This is a genomic window from Limnohabitans sp. 2KL-27 (genome assembly GCF_001269345.1).
Taxonomy (GTDB): Bacteria; Pseudomonadota; Gammaproteobacteria; order Burkholderiales; family Burkholderiaceae_C; genus Limnohabitans_A.
The window spans coordinates 1,146,649-1,164,782 of sequence record NZ_CXOP01000002.1 but is presented as its reverse complement, the minus strand read 5'-3'; the positions used below and the strand labels follow the sequence as shown (position 1 = coordinate 1,164,782).

The following is an 18,134-nucleotide window of genomic DNA, read 5'->3' as shown; positions in this document are numbered from 1 at the left end:
CGAGCGGCCCCGCCCCAACCAAGGCCAACACCATGTTCGATTACCAACAACCCGATGTCAAAGGCCATTTCGGCATCTATGGCGGCAGTTTCGTCAGCGAAACCCTGACCCACGCCATCAACGAGCTCAAAGACGCTTACGCCCGATACCAGCACGACCCGCAATTCATCGCCGAATTCAAGTCCGAGTTGGCGCACTTTGTGGGCCGCCCCTCCCCCATTTACCACGCCGCCCGCATGAGCCGTGAAATGGGCGGTGCACAGATTTTTCTGAAACGCGAAGACCTGAACCACACCGGCGCACACAAGATCAACAACACCATTGGCCAAGCCATGCTCGCCAAGCGCATGGGCAAGCCGCGCATCATTGCCGAGACCGGTGCAGGCCAGCACGGCGTGGCCACCGCCACCATCTGCGCCCGCTACGGCCTGGAATGCGTGGTTTACATGGGCAGCGAAGACGTCAAGCGCCAAAGCCCCAACGTCTACCGGATGAAACTTCTGGGCGCGACGGTGGTGCCGGTCGAATCGGGCAGCAAAACCCTCAAGGACGCCCTGAACGAAGCCATGCGCGACTGGGTGGCCAACGTGGACAACACCTTCTACATCATCGGCACCGTGGCGGGTCCACACCCTTACCCCATGATGGTGCGCGACTTCCAAAGCGTCATCGGCGAGGAGTGCCTCAGGCAAATGCCCGAGATGTTCAAGAGCCTGCAAATGGCAGAGCAGCAGCCCGATGCGGTCATCGCCTGCGTGGGCGGCGGCAGCAACGCCATGGGCATCTTCTACCCCTACATCCAACACGACAAAACCCGCCTGATCGGCGTGGAAGCCGCTGGCGAGGGCATGGAGTCAGGCAAACACTCCTGCTCACTGCAGATGGGCAGCCCGGGCGTGCTGCATGGCAACCGCACCTACATCCTGCAAGACGAGAACGGTCAAATCACCGAGACACACAGCGTCAGCGCAGGCCTCGACTACCCCGGGGTCGGCCCAGAACATGCTTTCTTGAAGGACATTGGCCGCGCCGAATACGTGGGCATCACCGACAAAGAAGCACTCGAAGCCTTCCACTACCTGTGCCGCACCGAAGGCATCATCCCGGCCTTGGAATCCAGCCACGCCGTGGCCTACGCCATGCAACTGGCCAAAACCATGCGCCCTGACCAGAGCATTCTGGTCAACCTGTCGGGTCGCGGCGACAAGGACATCGGCACCGTGGCCGATTTGTCCAACGCCGACTTCTTTTGCCGTCCCAGCTGCCAGGGCCAATCGGTCAAGGGTGGTGAGCAAGCTGTGAATTTTGTGAAGTGAGGGACAGAACATGAGCCGCATCGACGCCACCCTCCATGCCCTGAAAGCCCAAGGCCGCAAAGCCCTGATCCCTTATGTGACGGCAGGTTTCCCCCAAAAAAACACCACCGTGCCCCTGATGCACGCCATGGCAGGCGCCGGGGCCGACATCATCGAGCTGGGGGTGCCGTTTTCGGATCCATCGGCTGACGGCCCGGTCATCCAGAAAGCGGGCGACAAAGCCCTGGCTCTGGGCATTGGCACCGTGCAGGTGCTGGCCATGGTGCGCGAGTTCCGCCAGACCAACAACACCACCCCCGTGGTCCTGATGGGCTACGCCAACCCGGTGGAGCGCTACGACCAAAAACACGGCGCTGACAGCTTCATCCGCGACGCTTCAGCTGCCGGTGTGGACGGCGTGCTGATCGTGGACTACCCGCCCGAAGAATGCGTGGAGTTTGCCGCCAAGCTGCGTGCCCACAGCATGGACCTGATCTTCTTGCTGGCCCCCACCAGCACCGACGAGCGCATGCAGCAAGTGGCGCAAGTGGCCAGCGGTTATGTGTATTACGTGTCGCTCAAAGGCGTGACCGGCTCGGGCACGCTGGACACCGACGCGGTCGAGGCCATGCTGCCACGCATCCGCCAGCACGTCAGCGTGCCGGTGGGCGTGGGCTTTGGCATTCGTGACGCTGAAACCGCCAAAGCCATTGGCCGCGTGGCCGACGCGGTGGTGATTGGCTCGCGCCTGATCCAGCTGATCGATGCGGCCCCAGAAGCCCAAATCAACACCGTGGCCTCGGACTTTTTGCGCGGCATCCGCCAAGCCTTGGACGCCTGAACAAGCCTGCAGACGTTTCAACGATAATTTGCCGCACAAGGAGAACCCCTCATGAGTTGGCTCGAAAAACTGCTCCCCCCCAAGATCCAGCACACCGACCCGGCCGACCGCCGCTCAGTGCCTGAAGGCTTGTGGGTCAAGTGCCCCAGCTGCGAGACAGTGCTGTACAAAACCGACTTGGAAGAAAATCAGAATGTTTGCCCCGGCTGCTCGCACCACCTGCGCATTGGCGCTCGCGCCCGCCTGAATGCCTTTCTGGACGGCGAAGGCCGTTACGAAATCGGCCAGGAAGTCGTCCCTGTCGACGCCTTGAAGTTCAAGGACAGCCGCAAATACCCCGAACGCCTGAAAGAAGCCATGAACAACACAGGCGAAACCGACGCCCTGGTGGTCATGGGTGGCTCGGTCCACAACATCGAAATGGTGGTGGCCTGTTTTGAGTTCGATTTCATGGGCGGCTCCATGGGCTCTGTCGTTGGTGAACGCTTTGTCCGCGGCGTGGAAACCGCCATTGCGCAAAAAGTACCTTTTGTCTGCTTCACCGCCACCGGTGGTGCCCGCATGCAAGAAGGCCTGCTCTCGCTCATGCAAATGGCAAAAACCAATGCGGCCTTGACCCGTCTGGCCAAAAAAGGCCTGCCCTACATCAGCGTGCTGACCGACCCGACCATGGGTGGCGTGTCGGCAGGCTTTGCCTTTTTGGGCGACGTGGTCATTGCCGAGCCTAAAGCCCTGATCGGCTTTGCCGGTCCTCGCGTGATTGAAAGCACGGTGCGCGTGACCTTGCCCGAAGGCTTCCAGCGCGCCGAGTTTTTGCAAACCAAGGGGGCGGTGGACTTCATCTGCGACCGCCGCGAACTGCGCAAGACCATCGCCAGCACCTTGGCCATGCTGCAGCGCCAGCCGGCCGATGCGGTGAGCTGATCGGCCCTGCGCCCCCAAAACAAAGGCCCTCTTCGGAGGGCCTTTGTTGTTCAGCGCAGCTTTCAACGACTCATTGCCACCAGCCCATTTGCAGCGATGCCAACACCATGCCGATCAGCTGCAAGACCACCAGCAAGGCGATGGGCGACAAATCCACACCACCGATCAGGGGCACCACCCGCTGGAAAGGTCTCAAAAAGGGCTGGCTCAAGCGCGCCACCAGGCTGTACATGGGTGAGCCAGGGTTCACCCAAGACATCACGGCCAACACCAACACCAGCGCACTCAGGGCCGAGACCACCAGCTGGGCCATGCCCACCAGACTGACCAGTGGCAGCCACCCCAAATTGCCCTGCCCGCCCGCGACCAGCCACAGCAGCATGTACTGCACCAGCTTGATGAGGAAGGCCCCCACCAGACTCGACAAATCCCAAGCCGACCACGGCGGAATCACCCGGCGCAGCGGCAGCAGCAACCAGTCGGTCACTGCAAACACAAATTGGCCCAAAGGCTGGTGGAAAGAAATGCGCTGCCACTGCATCAAAAAGCGCAGCAAACAGGTGCCTGCAATCAGGCCCGCCACCACATCCAACACCAAGCTCACCATTTGGAACCACATCTTTTTTCTCCTGGTCGTGCGATGATACCCAGATGCCTGAACGCGATGCCCCATCCCCCGAAGCCCTGACGGAATTGCCCTTGTTCCCCTTGGGCACCGTGCTGTTTCCCGGCGCATTGCTGCCGCTGCAGCTGTTTGAACTGCGCTACTTGCAGATGATTGGCGAATGCGAGCGACAAGGCACTGGCTTTGGCGTGGTGACGCTCACCCAAGGCCGCGAAGTGCATCGGCCTGGCGTAGCCGCTGAACAGTTTGAAGCCATGGGCACCCGGGTGCAGATTGAGCGCGTCGAACGACCCCAGGCGGGCTTGGTGAGGGTCTGGTGCCGGGGTGTGGAGAAGTTTCGCATCGAAGCCGCGCAGCAGCGCAGCGACGGCTTGTGGCTGGGCCAGGTACTGCCCCTGCCGCCGGAACCCGCGGTGCAGGTGCCCGAAGACCTGCAGCACTTGTCGGCGCAAATGCACCAGGCCCTGACCCAGCTGAGCGAACAAGCCAGCGTGGTGCCCCACTGGGCCGAGGCCTGGCGGCTGCAGGACTGCAGCTGGCTATCCCACCGCTGGGGCGAGTTGCTGCCCTTGCCGCTTCAGATGAAATACCGGCTGTTTGCCCTGCAAGAACCCCTGATGCGGCTCGAGCTGGTGGGCGACATGGTGGCCCCTGCCGGCGCAACCGATCCACAGCCCGGCAAGAAGCCGTCCGCAAACTCTTAAAATAGAGGGCTTTGCGCCCTTGCGCACCCACCAACCCCGGATCGGGCCGCTTCCACGCGCCACGGTCCCAACAGCACCTCGCCATGTCTGACACGACTGCCCACCCCGCTCCCGTCACTCCCGCAGCGCCTGCACAGGATGAAAACCAGCTGATCGCCGAGCGCCGTGAAAAACTCAAGGCGATGCGCCAGGCGCAGGCCGACGGCAAAGGCGTGGCCTTCCCCAACGACTTCAAGCCCGAGCACCACGCGGCCAACCTGCACCAAGCACACGGTGAAAAAGCTGCCGAAGAACTCAATGGCGAAGGCGTCGCCAAAACCACCGCCAAAGTGGCTGGCCGCATGATGCTCAAGCGCGTCATGGGCAAGGCCAGCTTTGCCACGCTGCAAGACGCCACCGGCCGCATCCAGGTCTATGTGACCCGCGACGACGTGGGCGAAGACCTCTACGCCCTGTTCAAGCACTGGGATCTGGGCGACATCGTGGGGGTTGAAGGCCATTTGTTCAAGACCCGCACGGGCGAGCTGTCGATCCACGCCACCCGCATCCGCATGCTCACCAAGAGCCTGCGGCCCATGCCAGACAAGTTCCATGGCATTGCCGACCAGGAAGTGAAGTACCGCCAGCGTTACGTGGACCTGATGACCGACGAAGTCGCCCGCAAGCGCTTTGTGGTCCGCAGCAAGGCCGTCAGCGGCATCCGCGAGTTCATGGTCCAGCACGGCTTTTTGGAAGTCGAAACGCCCATGCTGCACCCCATTCCCGGTGGCGCCAATGCCAAGCCGTTTGTGACACACCACAACGCGCTGGACCAAGAGATGTTCTTGCGCATCGCGCCCGAGCTGTACCTCAAGCGCTTGCTGGTGGGTGGTTTTGAGCGCGTGTTCGAGATCAACCGCAACTTCCGCAACGAAGGCATCTCGGTGCGCCACAACCCCGAGTTCACCATGATGGAGTTCTATGCGGCCTACTGGAACTACCAGGACCTGATGGGTTTTACCGAAAGCCTGATCCGCGACGCGGCCATGACCGCTGCAGGCACCTTGGACTTGACCTACAACGGCAAGCCGGTGGACCTGAACAAACCGTTCGCCCGCATGACGATCCGGGAAGCCATCGTGAAACACACCGAAGCCGGCGAGAACGTCGACAACGCCGAATGGCTGATCAACGCCCTGAAAAAGCTGGGCATGAGCGAAGCCAAGGACAAGCTGTCCACCCGGAGTCTCGCCAGCCTGCAGGTGTTTTACTTTGAGGAGACCGTGGAAGACAAGCTCTGGGAGCCCACCTTCATCATGGAGCATCCCACCGAGATCAGCCCGCTGGCACGCGCCAACGACAGCCGCCCCGAAGTGACCGAGCGCTTTGAGCTGTACATCACTGGGCGCGAGTTTGGCAACGGTTTCAGCGAATTGAACGACGCCGAAGACCAGGCCGCACGTTTTCATGCCCAGGTTGCCGCCAAGGACGATGGCGACGACGAAGCCATGTACTACGACCACGACTTTGTGCGTGCGCTCGAATACGGCATGCCGCCAGCGGGCGGCTGTGGCATCGGCATCGACCGCCTGATGATGCTGCTGACCGACAGCGCCAGCATCCGGGATGTGATCCTGTTCCCAGCCTTGCGGCACGTGCAGGAATAAGGTCGCATCAAGGTCATGAAAAAACCCGGCCTTGGCCGGGTTTTTTCATGGTTCGGCGCATTTACGGGCGTCGGTCAGACGGCAAGCGGGGGGCGTCTTCCACCACCTCGCGCACCTCCACATCCACCACCTGGTCATCCCGCGCGAATGTGGCACCGCGCTCTCTGGGGTCCTGAAAACCTGCAGCAGAGTCAGCGCGAAAGCCGCCTTGTTTGAAGTTCTGGCGCATGGCGCTGAACTGTTGCCAGACCAGCACCACCTGGGGCTTGCGACCCGTCAACAGCCAACGCACCGTGGCATAAACCGTGTAGCAGGCCACGCCAAAGAGCAAGGCCACCAGAAAAGCCAGCCCGAGCAGGGCCATGAAAATTTTGGCGATCCAGTTCATCTAAGGGTCCTGTTCAGGTCAAGGCAGGCGGTCCAGCGCCTGCATGTAGTCGGCAGAGCGCACCAACTCGTCCCAAGGACGTGCGGAGGATCGGGGCAAGAGGTTCAAACGCCGCTCTTCGCTGATGTCGTTGGGCGTCCAGTGGCCTTTGACGGCGGCTTCGGTCAGGGCTGCCAACACCTCGTCGAGCTCAGCACCACCGTTCACCGCCGAGCGGTTGCACAACAAGGCCAGGTCGCAGCCCGCCTGCAGCGCCATGATGACGGCTTCGGTGTAGCTGAGCGTGCGCCCATCCAATTGTCGAGCGGCCGCCATCGACAAATCATCGGTGCAGACCACGCCCTGAAAACCCAGCTGCCCGCGCAAGATGTCTTGCAGCCAGCGCGGCGAAAAACCCGCCGGGCGGCTGTCGACCTTGCTGTAGATCACATGCGCAGGCATCACGGCCGTGAGCACGCTGGTGAGCCAGCGGTAAGGCTGTGCGTCATCGGCCAGGATGGTTTTGAGGCCTCGCTTGTCCACCGGCAGGGCCACATGCGAGTCGGCCTTGACGGCGCCGTGCCCAGGAAAATGCTTGCCGCAGTTGCCCATACCCGCTTGCAGCAGTCCTTGCATCAGGCTGCGGGCCAGCAAGCTCACCACCCGTGGGTCGCGGGCAAATGCGCGGTCGCCAATGACGCCACTCTCCCCGTGGTCCAAATCGAGCACCGGGGTGAAGCTCAAGTCCACGCCGCAGGCGCGCAACTCGCTGGCCAGCACAAAGCCCGCCGAGGTGGCGACCTCGCAGGCCTTGAGCACGCCCGAGCCGGGTTGGCCCTTGTCGTCATGCTCCCAAAGCTCGCCCAAGGCACGCATGGGTGGCAAATGGGTGAAGCCGTCGGTGCGAAAGCGCTGCACGCGCCCACCTTCATGGTCCACCGCGATCAACAGGTCAGGGCGAATGTTTTTGACCGCTTGGCACAGCTCGGTCAGCTGCGCGCGGCTGTGCCAATTGCGGCCAAACAAAATCATGCCGCCGACCAGCGGATGGGCCAAGCGAAGGCGATCCACGTCGGTCAAAGTGGTGCCAGCAATGTCGATGATCAGGGGGGCGTGGATGCTCATGCGTGTCTTTGTGCGTGAAAAGGCAGTTCGGGGCGAAGCACCACAAATCAAGGGGCGCGGGAGTTCGCTGAGAGGTTCGGTTCAAGTTCAGCTGAGGTCTGTCGGGTCTCGACCACACAGAAACTGGCCGCGTATTCGGACTCGTCGGTCACGGTGATGTGAGCGCTGAGGTTTTTGGCCTCAAACCATTCTTTCAGCCCCCCGTGCAACACGATGACTGGCTGGCCGCTGGGCAGCTTGCCCACCTCACACAGCCGCCAAGTCATGGGCATGCGCATGCCCAGGCCAATGGCCTTGCTGAACGCCTCTTTGGCCGAAAACCGGGTGGCGAGGTACCGTACACCCCGCTCGGGCCAACGGGCACTGCGGGCTTTCCAGGTGGCCATTTCGGCGTCCGACAGCACCTTGGCGGCGAAACGCTCGCCGTGCCGCTCCAGGCTGGCCCGGATGCGGCGGATGTCGCAGATGTCGGTGCCGATGCCGTAGATCATTTGTTCAGGCAGACCCAATAGGCTTGCACCGTGGCGGTGTAGCCCATCTCCAAGGCATCGGCCATGAAGGCGTGGCCGATCGAGACCTCTTGCAGGCCATTCACTGCGGCCACAAACGCGGGCAGGTTGTCACGGTTCAGGTCATGGCCGGCATTCAGGCCCAAGCCTGCTTGCGTGGCAGCCACGGCGGCATCGGCGTAACGCTGCAGCTGCTTGCCTTGCTCCGGCGTTCCAAAGGCGGCAGCGTAGGGCTCGGTGTACAGCTCCACCCGGTCAGCGCCCACGGCGCGGGCCCCGGCCATTTGTCCGGGCTCGGGGTCCATGAACAGGCTCACGCGCACACCCAAGGCCTTGCATTCGTCGATCAAGGGTTTCAGTCGATCCGCGTCCTGCGGAAAAGTCCATCCGTGGTCGCTGGTGAATTGGCCTTCGCTGTCGGGCACAAAGGTCACCTGGTGCGGTCGCACAGCGCGCACATGGTCCATGAGGTTGTGGAAGGGGTTGCCCTCGATGTTGAATTCTCGGTCTGGCCAAGCCTGCATGAGGGCCTGCAACTCAGGCACGTCGCTGGCGCGGATGTGGCGCTCATCCGGACGCGGGTGGATGGTGATGCCGTTCGCACCCGCTTGCAGGCACAGCTCGGCGGCGCGCGTGACGCTGGGTATGCCCAGGTGGCGCGAGTTGCGCAGCAAAGCGACTTTGTTGACGTTGACCGACAGGGCCACGCGTGAGTTGGAGTGGGTCATAGGGTTTGCAGGTCCAGCATCATTTGGCGGGTGCGCAAAGCGCCCACACCGCAATGGTAGTTGAGCAAGAGGCGCAAAGGGCGCTGCAGCTGCACCAGCAGGTCGGCGCACTCACGCAGCAAAGCCGCCAAGGGGCTGGGGGACGCCAGCGCCGCGTGCAGCGCCAGCCACTCTTCGCCGCGCAAGGCGTGACGCGGGTCATCGCCCACCCACTGCAGCCCCGCCTCGGGCACCAGCGCGTAGCTGTCCGTGGGCGACAAAGGCTTGAGGGTCAGGGTTTGCAGGTTCAGGGCAGGCAACAGGCCCATTTCCCGCAGCAGCAGCAACTCAAAGCCGCGCAACGCCCATTGCAAGGCATCGGGGTCGCCGCTGGCGAGCAAACGCACAGCGGCGGCATAGACCTCAAACAACAGGGGATGGGGGTCGTCTCGTGCGGTCAGCCGCATCAGCAATTCATTGAGGTAATAACCAGACAACAACGCTTCGCCCGTGGGCATGACGTGCCCGCCCACCCATTCGGCCGATTTGAGCGTGCGGATGTCGCCGTCCCCCCCGAAAGACAGCGACAAAGGCTGCAAGGGCAAAAGCACCGGGCGAAAGCTGGAGGTGGGCCGTTTCGCCCCTTTGGCCACCAGCGCCACCCGGCCGTGGTGGCGGGTGAAGACCTCCAGGATCAGGCTGGTTTCACTCCAGTCGTAGCGGTGCAGCACATAGGCTGGCTCGTCTGCGATCCGCTTGGTGGCCATTGAGGGTGGGATTATTCGTAGCCAAAGCTGCGCACGCGGGCTTCGTCATCGGCCCAGCCCGAACGCACCTTGACCCACAGCTCGATGAACACCTTGGCGTCCAGCAGCTTTTCCAGCTCGACGCGGGTCTCGGTGCCGATGCGCTTGAGCTTTTCGCCCTTGTCACCGATCACCATGGCCTTGTGCCCCTCGCGCTCGACCACGATGGTCGCCGCAATGCGCAGCATGCGTTTGGCCGTGCGACCCGCTTCTTCTTCGAACTTGTCAATCACCACAGTGGAGGTGTAGGGCAACTCGTCCCCAGTCAGGCGAAAGAGTTTTTCTCGCACCATTTCGCTGGCCAGGAACTTTTCGCTGCGGTCGGTCAGCTCGTCCTCGGCATGCCACCAGGCTTGCTCGGGCAGGTATTTTTCGCAAATGCCCAGCAGGCGCTCGATGTCCTTGGGCTGCTTGGCCGACATGGGCACAAACTCGGTGAAGGCATGGCGCTCTTGCATGCTTTGCAGCCAAGGCGCGATGTCCCCACGGCGGTGCACGTTGTCGAGTTTGTTGGCCACCAACAAGACCGGAATGCCGGGCTTGAGCAGCGCCAACACCTTGGCATCGGCCGTGGTGAAGCTGCCCGCCTCAACCACGAACAACACCAAGTCCACATCGCTCACGGCACCCACCACGGTTTTGTTGAGGGACTTGTTGAGGGCGGTGCCATGGATGGTCTGAAAACCCGGGGTGTCCACAAACACATACTGCGCCGCGCCCTGGGTGCGGATGCCGGTGATGCGGTGGCGCGTGGTTTGGGCTTTGCGCGAGGTGATGCTGATCTTTTGACCCACCAAAGCGTTGAGCAAGGTGGACTTGCCCACGTTGGGCTTGCCCACAATGGCCACCAGGCCACAGCGCTGACCGGCCACTGGTGCGGGCGCAAGCGCAGCGACGGCAGGAGGCAAAGCCGCGTCTTCAGACGCGTCACGCGGCTGGATGGTCACGCCAGCGATTTGAACGGGCCGTCGCATGGTTTGCTCCTGCGGCGTGCGTTCAGTTTCGGGCGTTTTTTTGTCGGTGCTCATGCGGCGCTTTCGGATTTCAAGGTGAGCAGCATGGCGGCGGCCGCTGCTTGTTCGGCGGCGCGACGCGATGCGCCCGAGCCCTGTTGGGTTTGGCGCAACTCGGTCACTTCGCAAGAGACCTCGAACTGCTGGCGGTGTGCCGCCCCGGAGGTGCCCACCACCGTGTATTTGGGCAAGGCCAACTTGCGCCCTTGCAACCACTCTTGCAATTCGGTCTTAGGGTCTTTGCCCACGGCCTGCATGTCGGGTTTGATGTCGACCTGGGCAAACAGGCGCTCGACCAAGGCTTGTGCGTCCTTGTAGCCGCCGTCAAGGTACACAGCACCGATGATGGCTTCGAGTGCATCGGCCAGGATGGAGGGGCGGTTTTGACCGCCCGAGCGCATCTCGCCTTCGCCCAGACGCATCACAGCCGGCAAATCCAGGGTTTTGGCCAGTTGGTGCAGCGTGTCTTGCTTGACCAAGTTGGCCCGCACGCGCGACAAATCGCCCTCGGGCAAATTGGCCAGTTGCGTGAACAGCAGGTGGGCCACCGACAGGTTGAGCACCGAGTCGCCCAAGAACTCCAGGCGTTCGTTGTGGTCGGCGCTGAAGCTGCGGTGCGTGACCGCTTGCTGCAGCAAAGCGTTCTGGCGAAAGGCGTAACCCAGCCGGATTTGCAGCTCAGACAAAACAGGAGAAGCAGCCACAGTCACCTCAATCGAAAGCGCCGATGCGCTTGAGGTTGCCGAAATTCATCCACACGAAGAAGGCTTTGCCCACGATGTTGGCATCCGGCACGAAACCAAAGAAACGCGAGTCCAGCGAGTTGTCGCGGTTGTCGCCCATCATGAAGTAGTGGCCTGCGGGCACCTTGCAAGTCACACCTTCAACGGTGTAGTTGCAATTCTCGCGCCCGGCAAACTGGTCTGCGCCGGGCACAAAGGCCGGACGGTCATCGTCCTGCAGCGTTTGGTGCGCCTTGGCACCCAAGGTTTCGCGGCGGTGCTTGTGGTAACGCATGCTGGACTCGTCAAAAAAGTCGGGCAGCACCTCGGTGGGCACGGCTTGGCCGTTGATGGTCAGGCTTTTGTTCAAGTAAGCCACCTCATCACCGGGCAAACCGACCACGCGCTTGATGTAGTCCACGCTGGGCTTGGGCGGGTAACGGAACACCATCACATCACCGCGCTGCACGGGCGTGCCTTCGGTCATCTTGGTGTTGGCCACCGGCAGGCGGATACCGTAATGAAATTTGTTCACCAAGATCAGGTCGCCAATGTGCAGCGTCGGGATCATGGAGCCCGATGGGATCTTGAAGGGCTCGAACAAGAAAGAGCGCAGCACAAACACCACGACGATGACCGGAAACAGCCCGGCGGTCCAGTCCAGCCACCAAGGCTGCATGAGCAGCTTTTCGCGGCTTTCGCGGATATCGGTGTCGACCTTGTCGATGCCCATTTTGGTCAACTCGGCACGGCGCTGGGCGGTTTCGGCTTCGAGCTGCGCCACCGATTTTTGGCGCTGCGGCAAGAACACGAAGCGCTCAGCCAGCCAATAAATGCCGGTGACCACGGTGGCCAAAAGCAGCAGCAGCGCAAAGTTGCCCTCGATGAAACCCAAGTACCACCCACCGGCATACCCGACAAAAGCGGCCAACACCAAAGACGTAAAAAACTGCATCAATCTTCCACCTGCAAAATCGCCAAGAACGCCTCTTGAGGCACCTCGACCGAACCAATCTGTTTCATGCGCTTTTTACCCGCTTTTTGCTTTTCCAGCAGCTTGCGTTTGCGGGAAATATCGCCACCGTAGCACTTGGCCAGCACGTTTTTGCGCAAAGCCTTGATGCTTTCACGGGCAATGATATTGGCACCAATGGCCGCCTGAATCGCCACATCAAACATCTGGCGGCTGATGATTTCGCGCATCTTGGCCACCACCGCACGACCACGGTACTGTGACTGTGAACGGTGCACGATGATGGACAAGGCATCGACCTTCTCACCGTTGAGCAAGATATCGACCTTCACCACATCTGACGCCCGGAATTCCTTGAACTCGTAATCCATGGAGGCATAACCTCGGCTGACCGATTTCAACTTGTCAAAGAAGTCCAACACGATCTCACCCAGCGGCATCTCATAGGTGAGCATGACCTGGCGACCATGGTAGGCCATGTTCATCTGCACGCCGCGCTTTTGGTTGGCCAGCGTCATCACGGGGCCCACATAGTCTTGTGGCATGTAAAGGTGCACGGTGACGATGGGTTCGCGGATTTCTTGCAGCTTGCCTTGGTCGGGCATTTTGGAGGGATTTTCGACCATGACGACTTCGCCACCCGGCTGGACCACTTGGTAGACCACGCTCGGCGCGGTGGTGATCAGGTCTTGGTCAAATTCTCGTTCTAGGCGCTCCTGCACGATTTCCATGTGCAACAAGCCCAAAAAGCCGCAGCGGAAGCCAAAACCCAGCGCTTGCGAGACTTCGGGCTCGTAATGCAAGGACGCATCGTTGAGCTTGAGTTTTTCCAAGGCGTCGCGCAGGCCATCGTATTGGTTGGCCTCGGTCGGGTACAAACCGGCGAACACTTGGGGCTGGATTTCTTTGAAACCGGGCAAGGCCTCGGTGGCTGGCCCGAGGTTGTTGGGGAGCTTTTTCTCCAGCGTGACGGTGTCGCCCACCTTGGCCGCTTGAAGTTCCTTGATGCCTGCAATGATGTAACCCACCTCACCCGCCTTGAGCGATTCACGCGGCTGGTTGGCGGGGGTGAACACACCCAGACTGCCCGCTTCGTACACGGCATTGCTGGCCATCATGCGGATGCGCTCGTTTTTGAGGAGCTGGCCATCCACCACGCGCACCAGCATGACCACACCCACATAGCTGTCGAACCAGCTGTCGATGATCATGGCGCGCAGTGGCGCATCGGGGTTGCCCTTGGGTGGCGGAATACGGGCCACCACAGCTTCCAAAATTTCTTCAATGCCCATCCCGGTTTTGGCCGAGCAAGGAATTGCATCGGTCGCGTCAATGCCGATCACGTCTTCGACTTCGGCACGCGCGTTGTCAGGATCAGCATTGGGCAGGTCCATCTTGTTGAGTACCGGCACCACCTCCACGCCCAGGTCGAGGGCGGTGTAACAGTTGGCCACGGTTTGCGCTTCAACACCTTGACTGGCATCGACCACCAACAAGGCCCCTTCACAAGCTGACAGCGAACGCGAGACTTCGTAGGAGAAGTCCACATGGCCAGGCGTGTCGATCAGGTTGAGGTTGTAAACCTGTCCGTCCTTGGCCTTGTATTGCAGTGCAGCCGTTTGCGCTTTGATGGTGATGCCACGTTCTTTCTCGATGTCCATCGAGTCCAAAACCTGCGCTTCCATGTCTCGGGCTTCCAAGCCGCCGCAGCGTTGAATCAAGCGATCGGCCAGCGTGGATTTGCCATGGTCAATGTGGGCAATGATCGAAAAATTTCTGATGTGATTCATCAAACAACGTCTGCAAGTATTTGTGGATCAAGGATCCGTAAAAGAAAAAAGGGCGCGTCTGGTGTTGACGCGCCCTGAACCAACAATCATTGGCAACTGCGATAGTTGGGACTTCATTGTAGGCAAATTGGCCCACGCGCACAGCCCCAAAAACACGTTGAACAGGACGTTGCTGCCATGCAACATGGAATTTATCCACAGGTTATTCACAATCCACCTAACATCTTGCTGAACAACTTGTGGGCCATCTGTGGATCACCGGTGGACTCCTTCAAAGAATCTCGCATCGTGAACTCAGCCCTGCGCTATATGCCATCAATCATGGGTCAAGACCCGATATTTTAGCCAAATTCGTTATGAGAGAAGAATAAAGTTAGTTGGCACAAACTTTAAAAATCTTTTTCATAGCCCACGAAATTTTCAAAAAAACCCTGCTTCGACTTGGCCATTGCCCCCAAAACCCTGCCGATCACAGAGGACTCTTGACAAGTCCAAGGCCTCATTGCGCGGGTCGAATCAGCACATATTGGGCGCCATCACCGCGTCGAATCAAGACACTGACGGGACGCGTCTTGTCCACGCGGGACATGATCAACTCAAACTCCTTGAGGGACGTGACTTCCGTGTTCGCGATCGCCAAGATCACATCGCCTTCACGAATACCGGCCCTCGAGGCGGCATCGGCCACGGCGTCAACACGCACGCCAGCGCGCACTCGCAGCTCGCGCTTCTGTCCCTCGGTCAAGTCACTGAGCGTCAGGCCCCAATGCTGTGCACTGGCCACCGGTGCTTTCTTTTCCGGGGTCGCAGAAGCCACTTTCTCAGCTTCGACCTCGGCCACCGTGATGCTCAAGTCCCTGAGGCCCCCTCGGCGGAACACGGTGATGCCCACATTGCTGCCGGGCTTGGTATTGCCCACAGCACGTGGCAAATCTGCGGGCTTGTCGATGGGTTTGCCATCAAAGCGCGTGATGATGTCTCCCGCCTCGAGGCCTGCTTTTTCAGCAGGCGAGGCTTCTTCAACCCCCCGCACCAACACGCCCTGCGCCTTGCCCAAGCCAATCGATTCGGCCACTTCCTTGGTGACCGGCGCAATCTGAACGCCAATGCGCCCCCGACTCACACGACCGCTGCTGCGCAGCTGTTCGCTCACACGCATCGCCTCGTCCATCGGAATCGCGAACGAAATGCCCATGAAGCCGCCGGAGCGCGAATAGATCTGGCTGTTGATGCCCACCACTTCACCGCGCATGTTGATGAGGGGGCCGCCAGAGTTACCCGGGTTGATGGCCACATCGGTCTGGATGAATGACAAGTAATCGCCCGTGTCGCGCTGCTTGGCGCTCACGATGCCTGCCGTGACCGTGTTTTCCAAGCCAAAGGGGGAGCCAATCGCCATGACCCATTCACCAACGCGCAAGCGGCTGACATCCCCCACCTTCACGGCGGGCAATCCCGTGGCTTGAATTTTGACCACTGCCACATCCGTGCGCTTGTCAGCGCCCACTATGCGGGCCTTGAATTCACGCTTGTCCGTCAGGGTGACCATCACCTCATCGGCGCCTTCCACCACATGGGCATTGGTCATGATGAAACCATCTGAGCTGAGGATGAAACCAGAACCCACTCCCCTAGGCTGGGCCTCCTCCTGGGGTCTTTGTTGACGTGGGGCCTGCCGGGGCCCATTGGGCATGGGCACGCCAAAAAAGCGCCTGAAGAGTTCCTGCATTTCCTCGTCGGGTGTCCCAGCCCCTGCAGCGCTGGGACGGACTTTTTCGAGCGTGCGGATATTGACCACAGAGGGTCCGACCTGCTCCACCAGATCGGTGAAGTCTGGCAAACCCCTCGCGCTCGGGGTTTGGGCCATGACGGGTGATGCGGGCAGCCATGCCAGTCCCACCGCCAAGCCACTGGCCAGTGCCATCGATGCAGCCGATTTGATCCAATATTGCTTCAGCACAAATGTCTCCTTGAGGTGCTCAATCCTGATGCCGGACAGACTGTAAGATGCGGCCAAAAATGGCCAATTCAAGCCACGCCGATCATGCTAAGTCAAAGGCGTCTCGGCGGCACGTGCTGCCTTCGGCCGCGAATATACAGCGCATCTAAATCCGTGCCACTTTGAGGGCATCGCAGACTCGCCAAGCCATGCACAGGCCAGTGTCCGATGGCATCGACCTTGTTCATCCAGCAAGCGAACCCAAAGCAACAACCCGCTTCCCATGTCCAAGGCTACAGACAACTCAAGACCCTGGTCTGGGTCAGACTCTGTTTGCCAGAACCAGGCTTCGCCGCTCCAGAACAAGCGCCCGCCTGACAGCACTTGCCGAGGCGACAGGGCCGCAGCCCCGCCCACACAGAGGACCCAAAAAACCCACGCCTGAAATACCCATGCGCTCGATGCCTGAGTCAGCATCTGCCAAATGAACAAGCCCATGGCTGAGGACAAGGCCATCCCCAGCCCAATGGCACGGCCCCAAACAAAACGCCCCACCGGGAAAGCCACAGGTGGGGCGTTGTGCATGATGCCGACTCGGATCAGATGCGTTTGAACACCAGAGAGCCGTTGGTGCCACCGAAACCAAAGTTGTTTTTCAGGGCCACATCGATTTTCATGTCCCGTGCCGTGTTGGCGCAGTAGTCCAGATCGCACTCAGGGTCGGGGTTGACCAAGTTGATCGTGGGCGGCACTTTTTGATGGTGCAGCGCCAGCACAGTGAACACGCTCTCGATGCCACCCGCGCCACCCAGCAAATGGCCGGTCATGGACTTGGTGGAACTGACCACGGTTTTGTACGCGTGTTCGCCCAAAGCCGCTTTGATGGCATTGGTTTCGTTGATGTCACCCAGCGGTGTGGAGGTGCCATGGGCGTTCAGGTAATCGATCTGGTCGGCGTTGACACCGGCATTGCGCATGGCGTTGAGCATGGCGCGGCGAGGGCCGTCCATGCTGGGCGCAGTCATGTGCCCGGCGTCGGCACTCATGCCGTAACCACCGAGCTCGGCATAAATTTTCGCGCCACGGGCTTTGGCATGTTCGTACTCTTCGAGCACCATGACGCCCGCGCCTTCTCCCAGCACAAAACCGTCGCGGTCCTTGTCCCAAGGGCGGGAAGCGGCTGAAGGGTCGTCGTTGCGGGTCGACAAAGCTCGCATCGCGGCAAAGCCACCCACGCCCAACGGCGACACGGTGCCTTCAGAACCACCGGCGATCATCACGTCGGCGTCGCCATATTCGATCAGGCGCCCAGCTTCGCCAATGCTGTGCAAGCCTGTGGTGCAAGCGGTCACAACGGCCAGGTTGGGGCCCTTGAAGCCGCTGCGCATCGACACATGGCCTGAGATCATGTTGATGATCGAAGCTGGGACGAAAAACGGGGAAATTCGGCGTGCACCGCGTGCGGTGTATTCAATGTGGGTTTCTTCGATCAGCGGCAAGCCGCCAATACCAGAACCGATCACCACACCGATGCGGCAAGCCTCTTCTTCATCCAGTGCATCACCAGTGGCCAGCCCTGAATCCTGAATGGCCTGCGAGGCCGCGGCAATGCCGTAATGGATGAAACGGTCCATGGTCCGCGCTTCTTTGGCGCTGATGTAGGACTCGAGGTCAAAATTCTTGACTTCACCCACGATCCGGCAAGACATCGCCGAGGCGTCAAAACGGGTGATGGGACCAATGCCGGACTGGCCGGCAAGCAGGTTGGACCATGCATCGGCGACCGTGTTGCCCACGGGACTGACGCATCCCAAACCCGTGACAACAACGCGGCGCCGGGTCATCGTCGATCAGGCCTTCTTGCTTTGGGCGTAGTCGATCGCAGCTTGCACCGTGGTGATTTTTTCTGCATCTTCGTCAGGAATCTCGATGCCGAACTCGTCTTCGAGTGCCATCACCAATTCCACCGTGTCCAGGGAGTCCGCACCCAAATCGGCCACAAAGGCTTTTTCGTTGGTGACTTGTGACTCTTCAACGCCAAGTTGTTCGGCAATGATTTTTTTGACACGTGCTTCGATATCGCTCATGGGGTCCCTCTGAGGGTTGTGAAAAATGAAGATTTTACCTGTCCGAAAGGGGTTTCCGGAA

The 18,134-nt window shown here is 60.5% G+C and carries 18 protein-coding genes; 5 read left to right on the top strand and 13 right to left on the bottom strand.

The window, feature by feature from the left end:
• The first annotated feature begins 32 nt into the window (after positions 1-32).
• From trpB to accD, 3 genes are read left to right on the top strand one after another with little or no spacing between them, the layout of a single operon-like run.
• Positions 33-1,316, top strand: coding sequence for a tryptophan synthase subunit beta (gene trpB / locus LHAB_RS08420; RefSeq protein WP_090045347.1), 1,284 nt, complete (start codon positions 33-35; stop codon positions 1,314-1,316).
• A 10-nt stretch (positions 1,317-1,326) separates the two neighbouring features.
• Positions 1,327-2,136: a tryptophan synthase subunit alpha gene (trpA, locus tag LHAB_RS08415; RefSeq protein WP_090045346.1), complete on the top strand. Its 810-nt coding sequence runs from the start codon at positions 1,327-1,329 to the stop codon at positions 2,134-2,136.
• Between the two features lie 51 nt (positions 2,137-2,187).
• Positions 2,188-3,060 carry an acetyl-CoA carboxylase, carboxyltransferase subunit beta gene (gene accD / locus LHAB_RS08410; protein WP_090045344.1) on the top strand — a complete coding sequence of 291 codons (873 nt, stop codon included), beginning with the start codon at positions 2,188-2,190 and terminating at the stop codon, positions 3,058-3,060.
• A 70-nt stretch (positions 3,061-3,130) separates the two neighbouring features.
• Here accD and LHAB_RS08405 read toward each other — a convergent pair whose 3' ends face one another.
• The gene (locus tag LHAB_RS08405) at positions 3,131-3,679 is read right to left on the bottom strand and encodes a YggT family protein (protein WP_090045343.1); all 549 of its coding nucleotides are present in this window, start codon (positions 3,677-3,679) and stop codon (positions 3,131-3,133) included.
• Between the two features lie 32 nt (positions 3,680-3,711).
• Between LHAB_RS08405 and LHAB_RS08400 the strand changes: the two genes are divergently transcribed.
• Positions 3,712-4,389 (top strand): LON peptidase substrate-binding domain-containing protein, encoded by a 678-nt coding sequence (locus LHAB_RS08400; RefSeq protein WP_090045341.1) that lies wholly within the window; start codon positions 3,712-3,714, stop codon positions 4,387-4,389.
• Between the two features lie 83 nt (positions 4,390-4,472).
• Positions 4,473-6,035, top strand: a complete 1,563-nt coding sequence (lysS, locus tag LHAB_RS08395) for a lysine--tRNA ligase (RefSeq protein ID WP_090045340.1) — start codon at positions 4,473-4,475, stop codon at positions 6,033-6,035.
• 61 nt (positions 6,036-6,096) lie between these two features.
• Here lysS and LHAB_RS08390 read toward each other — a convergent pair whose 3' ends face one another.
• The 12 genes from LHAB_RS08390 to acpP form a co-directional block, all read right to left on the bottom strand.
• Positions 6,097-6,423 carry a hypothetical protein gene (locus tag LHAB_RS08390; protein WP_090045339.1) on the bottom strand — a complete coding sequence of 109 codons (327 nt, stop codon included), beginning with the start codon at positions 6,421-6,423 and terminating at the stop codon, positions 6,097-6,099.
• An 18-nt stretch (positions 6,424-6,441) separates the two neighbouring features.
• Positions 6,442-7,527, bottom strand: coding sequence for a beta-N-acetylhexosaminidase (gene nagZ / locus LHAB_RS08385; RefSeq protein WP_090045338.1), 1,086 nt, complete (start codon positions 7,525-7,527; stop codon positions 6,442-6,444).
• A 47-nt stretch (positions 7,528-7,574) separates the two neighbouring features.
• A complete protein-coding gene (acpS, locus tag LHAB_RS08380) occupies positions 7,575-8,018 on the bottom strand; it encodes a holo-ACP synthase (RefSeq protein WP_090045337.1) in 444 nt (147 codons plus the stop codon).
• Positions 8,015-8,764: a pyridoxine 5'-phosphate synthase gene (locus LHAB_RS08375; RefSeq protein WP_090045335.1), complete on the bottom strand. Its 750-nt coding sequence runs from the start codon at positions 8,762-8,764 to the stop codon at positions 8,015-8,017. The genes acpS and LHAB_RS08375 overlap by 4 nt, the downstream gene beginning before the upstream one ends.
• Positions 8,761-9,510, bottom strand: coding sequence for a DNA repair protein RecO (gene recO / locus LHAB_RS08370; protein WP_090045333.1), 750 nt, complete (start codon positions 9,508-9,510; stop codon positions 8,761-8,763). Before recO ends, LHAB_RS08375 begins: the two co-directional genes overlap by 4 nt.
• A gap of 11 nt (positions 9,511-9,521) precedes the next feature.
• Positions 9,522-10,577, bottom strand: a complete 1,056-nt coding sequence (gene era, locus LHAB_RS08365) for a GTPase Era (protein ID WP_194943133.1) — start codon at positions 10,575-10,577, stop codon at positions 9,522-9,524.
• The gene (rnc, locus tag LHAB_RS08360) at positions 10,574-11,266 is read right to left on the bottom strand and encodes a ribonuclease III (RefSeq protein WP_369814108.1); all 693 of its coding nucleotides are present in this window, start codon (positions 11,264-11,266) and stop codon (positions 10,574-10,576) included. The genes era and rnc overlap by 4 nt, the downstream gene beginning before the upstream one ends.
• Before the next feature lie 7 nt (positions 11,267-11,273).
• A complete protein-coding gene (lepB, locus tag LHAB_RS08355; RefSeq protein ID WP_090045331.1) occupies positions 11,274-12,239 on the bottom strand; it encodes a signal peptidase I in 966 nt (321 codons plus the stop codon).
• On the bottom strand, positions 12,239-14,047 hold the full coding sequence (lepA, locus tag LHAB_RS08350; RefSeq protein WP_090045330.1) for a translation elongation factor 4: 1,809 nt from the start codon (positions 14,045-14,047) through the stop codon (positions 12,239-12,241). Before lepA ends, lepB begins: the two co-directional genes overlap by 1 nt.
• A gap of 499 nt (positions 14,048-14,546) precedes the next feature.
• Complete coding sequence (locus LHAB_RS08345) at positions 14,547-15,971, bottom strand: DegQ family serine endoprotease (RefSeq protein WP_090047816.1); 1,425 nt, start codon at positions 15,969-15,971, stop codon at positions 14,547-14,549.
• Positions 15,972-16,585: 614 nt separating this feature from the next.
• Positions 16,586-17,830: a beta-ketoacyl-ACP synthase II gene (gene fabF, locus LHAB_RS08335; RefSeq protein WP_090045327.1), complete on the bottom strand. Its 1,245-nt coding sequence runs from the start codon at positions 17,828-17,830 to the stop codon at positions 16,586-16,588.
• Between the two features lie 6 nt (positions 17,831-17,836).
• Positions 17,837-18,073 carry an acyl carrier protein gene (gene acpP / locus LHAB_RS08330; RefSeq protein ID WP_019427049.1) on the bottom strand — a complete coding sequence of 79 codons (237 nt, stop codon included), beginning with the start codon at positions 18,071-18,073 and terminating at the stop codon, positions 17,837-17,839.
• Positions 18,074-18,134: the final 61 nt, after the last annotated feature.

What these genes read in the sequence shown, in the direction of transcription:
- trpB (WP_090045347.1), top strand. Translation starts at nt 33, where the DNA reads ATGTTCGATTACCAACAACCCGATGTCAAAGGCCATTTCGGCATCTAT.
- trpA (WP_090045346.1), top strand. Translation starts at nt 1,327, where the DNA reads ATGAGCCGCATCGACGCCACCCTCCATGCCCTGAAAGCCCAAGGCCGC.
- accD (WP_090045344.1), top strand. Translation starts at nt 2,188, where the DNA reads ATGAGTTGGCTCGAAAAACTGCTCCCCCCCAAGATCCAGCACACCGAC.
- LHAB_RS08405 (WP_090045343.1), bottom strand. Translation starts at nt 3,679, where the DNA reads ATGTGGTTCCAAATGGTGAGCTTGGTGTTGGATGTGGTGGCGGGCCTG.
- LHAB_RS08400 (WP_090045341.1), top strand. Translation starts at nt 3,712, where the DNA reads ATGCCTGAACGCGATGCCCCATCCCCCGAAGCCCTGACGGAATTGCCC.
- lysS (WP_090045340.1), top strand. Translation starts at nt 4,473, where the DNA reads ATGTCTGACACGACTGCCCACCCCGCTCCCGTCACTCCCGCAGCGCCT.
- LHAB_RS08390 (WP_090045339.1), bottom strand. Translation starts at nt 6,423, where the DNA reads ATGAACTGGATCGCCAAAATTTTCATGGCCCTGCTCGGGCTGGCTTTT.
- nagZ (WP_090045338.1), bottom strand. Translation starts at nt 7,527, where the DNA reads ATGAGCATCCACGCCCCCCTGATCATCGACATTGCTGGCACCACTTTG.
- acpS (WP_090045337.1), bottom strand. Translation starts at nt 8,018, where the DNA reads ATGATCTACGGCATCGGCACCGACATCTGCGACATCCGCCGCATCCGG.
- LHAB_RS08375 (WP_090045335.1), bottom strand. Translation starts at nt 8,764, where the DNA reads ATGACCCACTCCAACTCACGCGTGGCCCTGTCGGTCAACGTCAACAAA.
- recO (WP_090045333.1), bottom strand. Translation starts at nt 9,510, where the DNA reads ATGGCCACCAAGCGGATCGCAGACGAGCCAGCCTATGTGCTGCACCGC.
- era (WP_194943133.1), bottom strand. Translation starts at nt 10,577, where the DNA reads ATGAGCACCGACAAAAAAACGCCCGAAACTGAACGCACGCCGCAGGAG.
- lepB (WP_090045331.1), bottom strand. Translation starts at nt 12,239, where the DNA reads ATGCAGTTTTTTACGTCTTTGGTGTTGGCCGCTTTTGTCGGGTATGCC.
- lepA (WP_090045330.1), bottom strand. Translation starts at nt 14,047, where the DNA reads ATGAATCACATCAGAAATTTTTCGATCATTGCCCACATTGACCATGGC.
- LHAB_RS08345 (WP_090047816.1), bottom strand. Translation starts at nt 15,971, where the DNA reads ATGGCACTGGCCAGTGGCTTGGCGGTGGGACTGGCATGGCTGCCCGCA.
- fabF (WP_090045327.1), bottom strand. Translation starts at nt 17,830, where the DNA reads ATGACCCGGCGCCGCGTTGTTGTCACGGGTTTGGGATGCGTCAGTCCC.
- acpP (WP_019427049.1), bottom strand. Translation starts at nt 18,073, where the DNA reads ATGAGCGATATCGAAGCACGTGTCAAAAAAATCATTGCCGAACAACTT.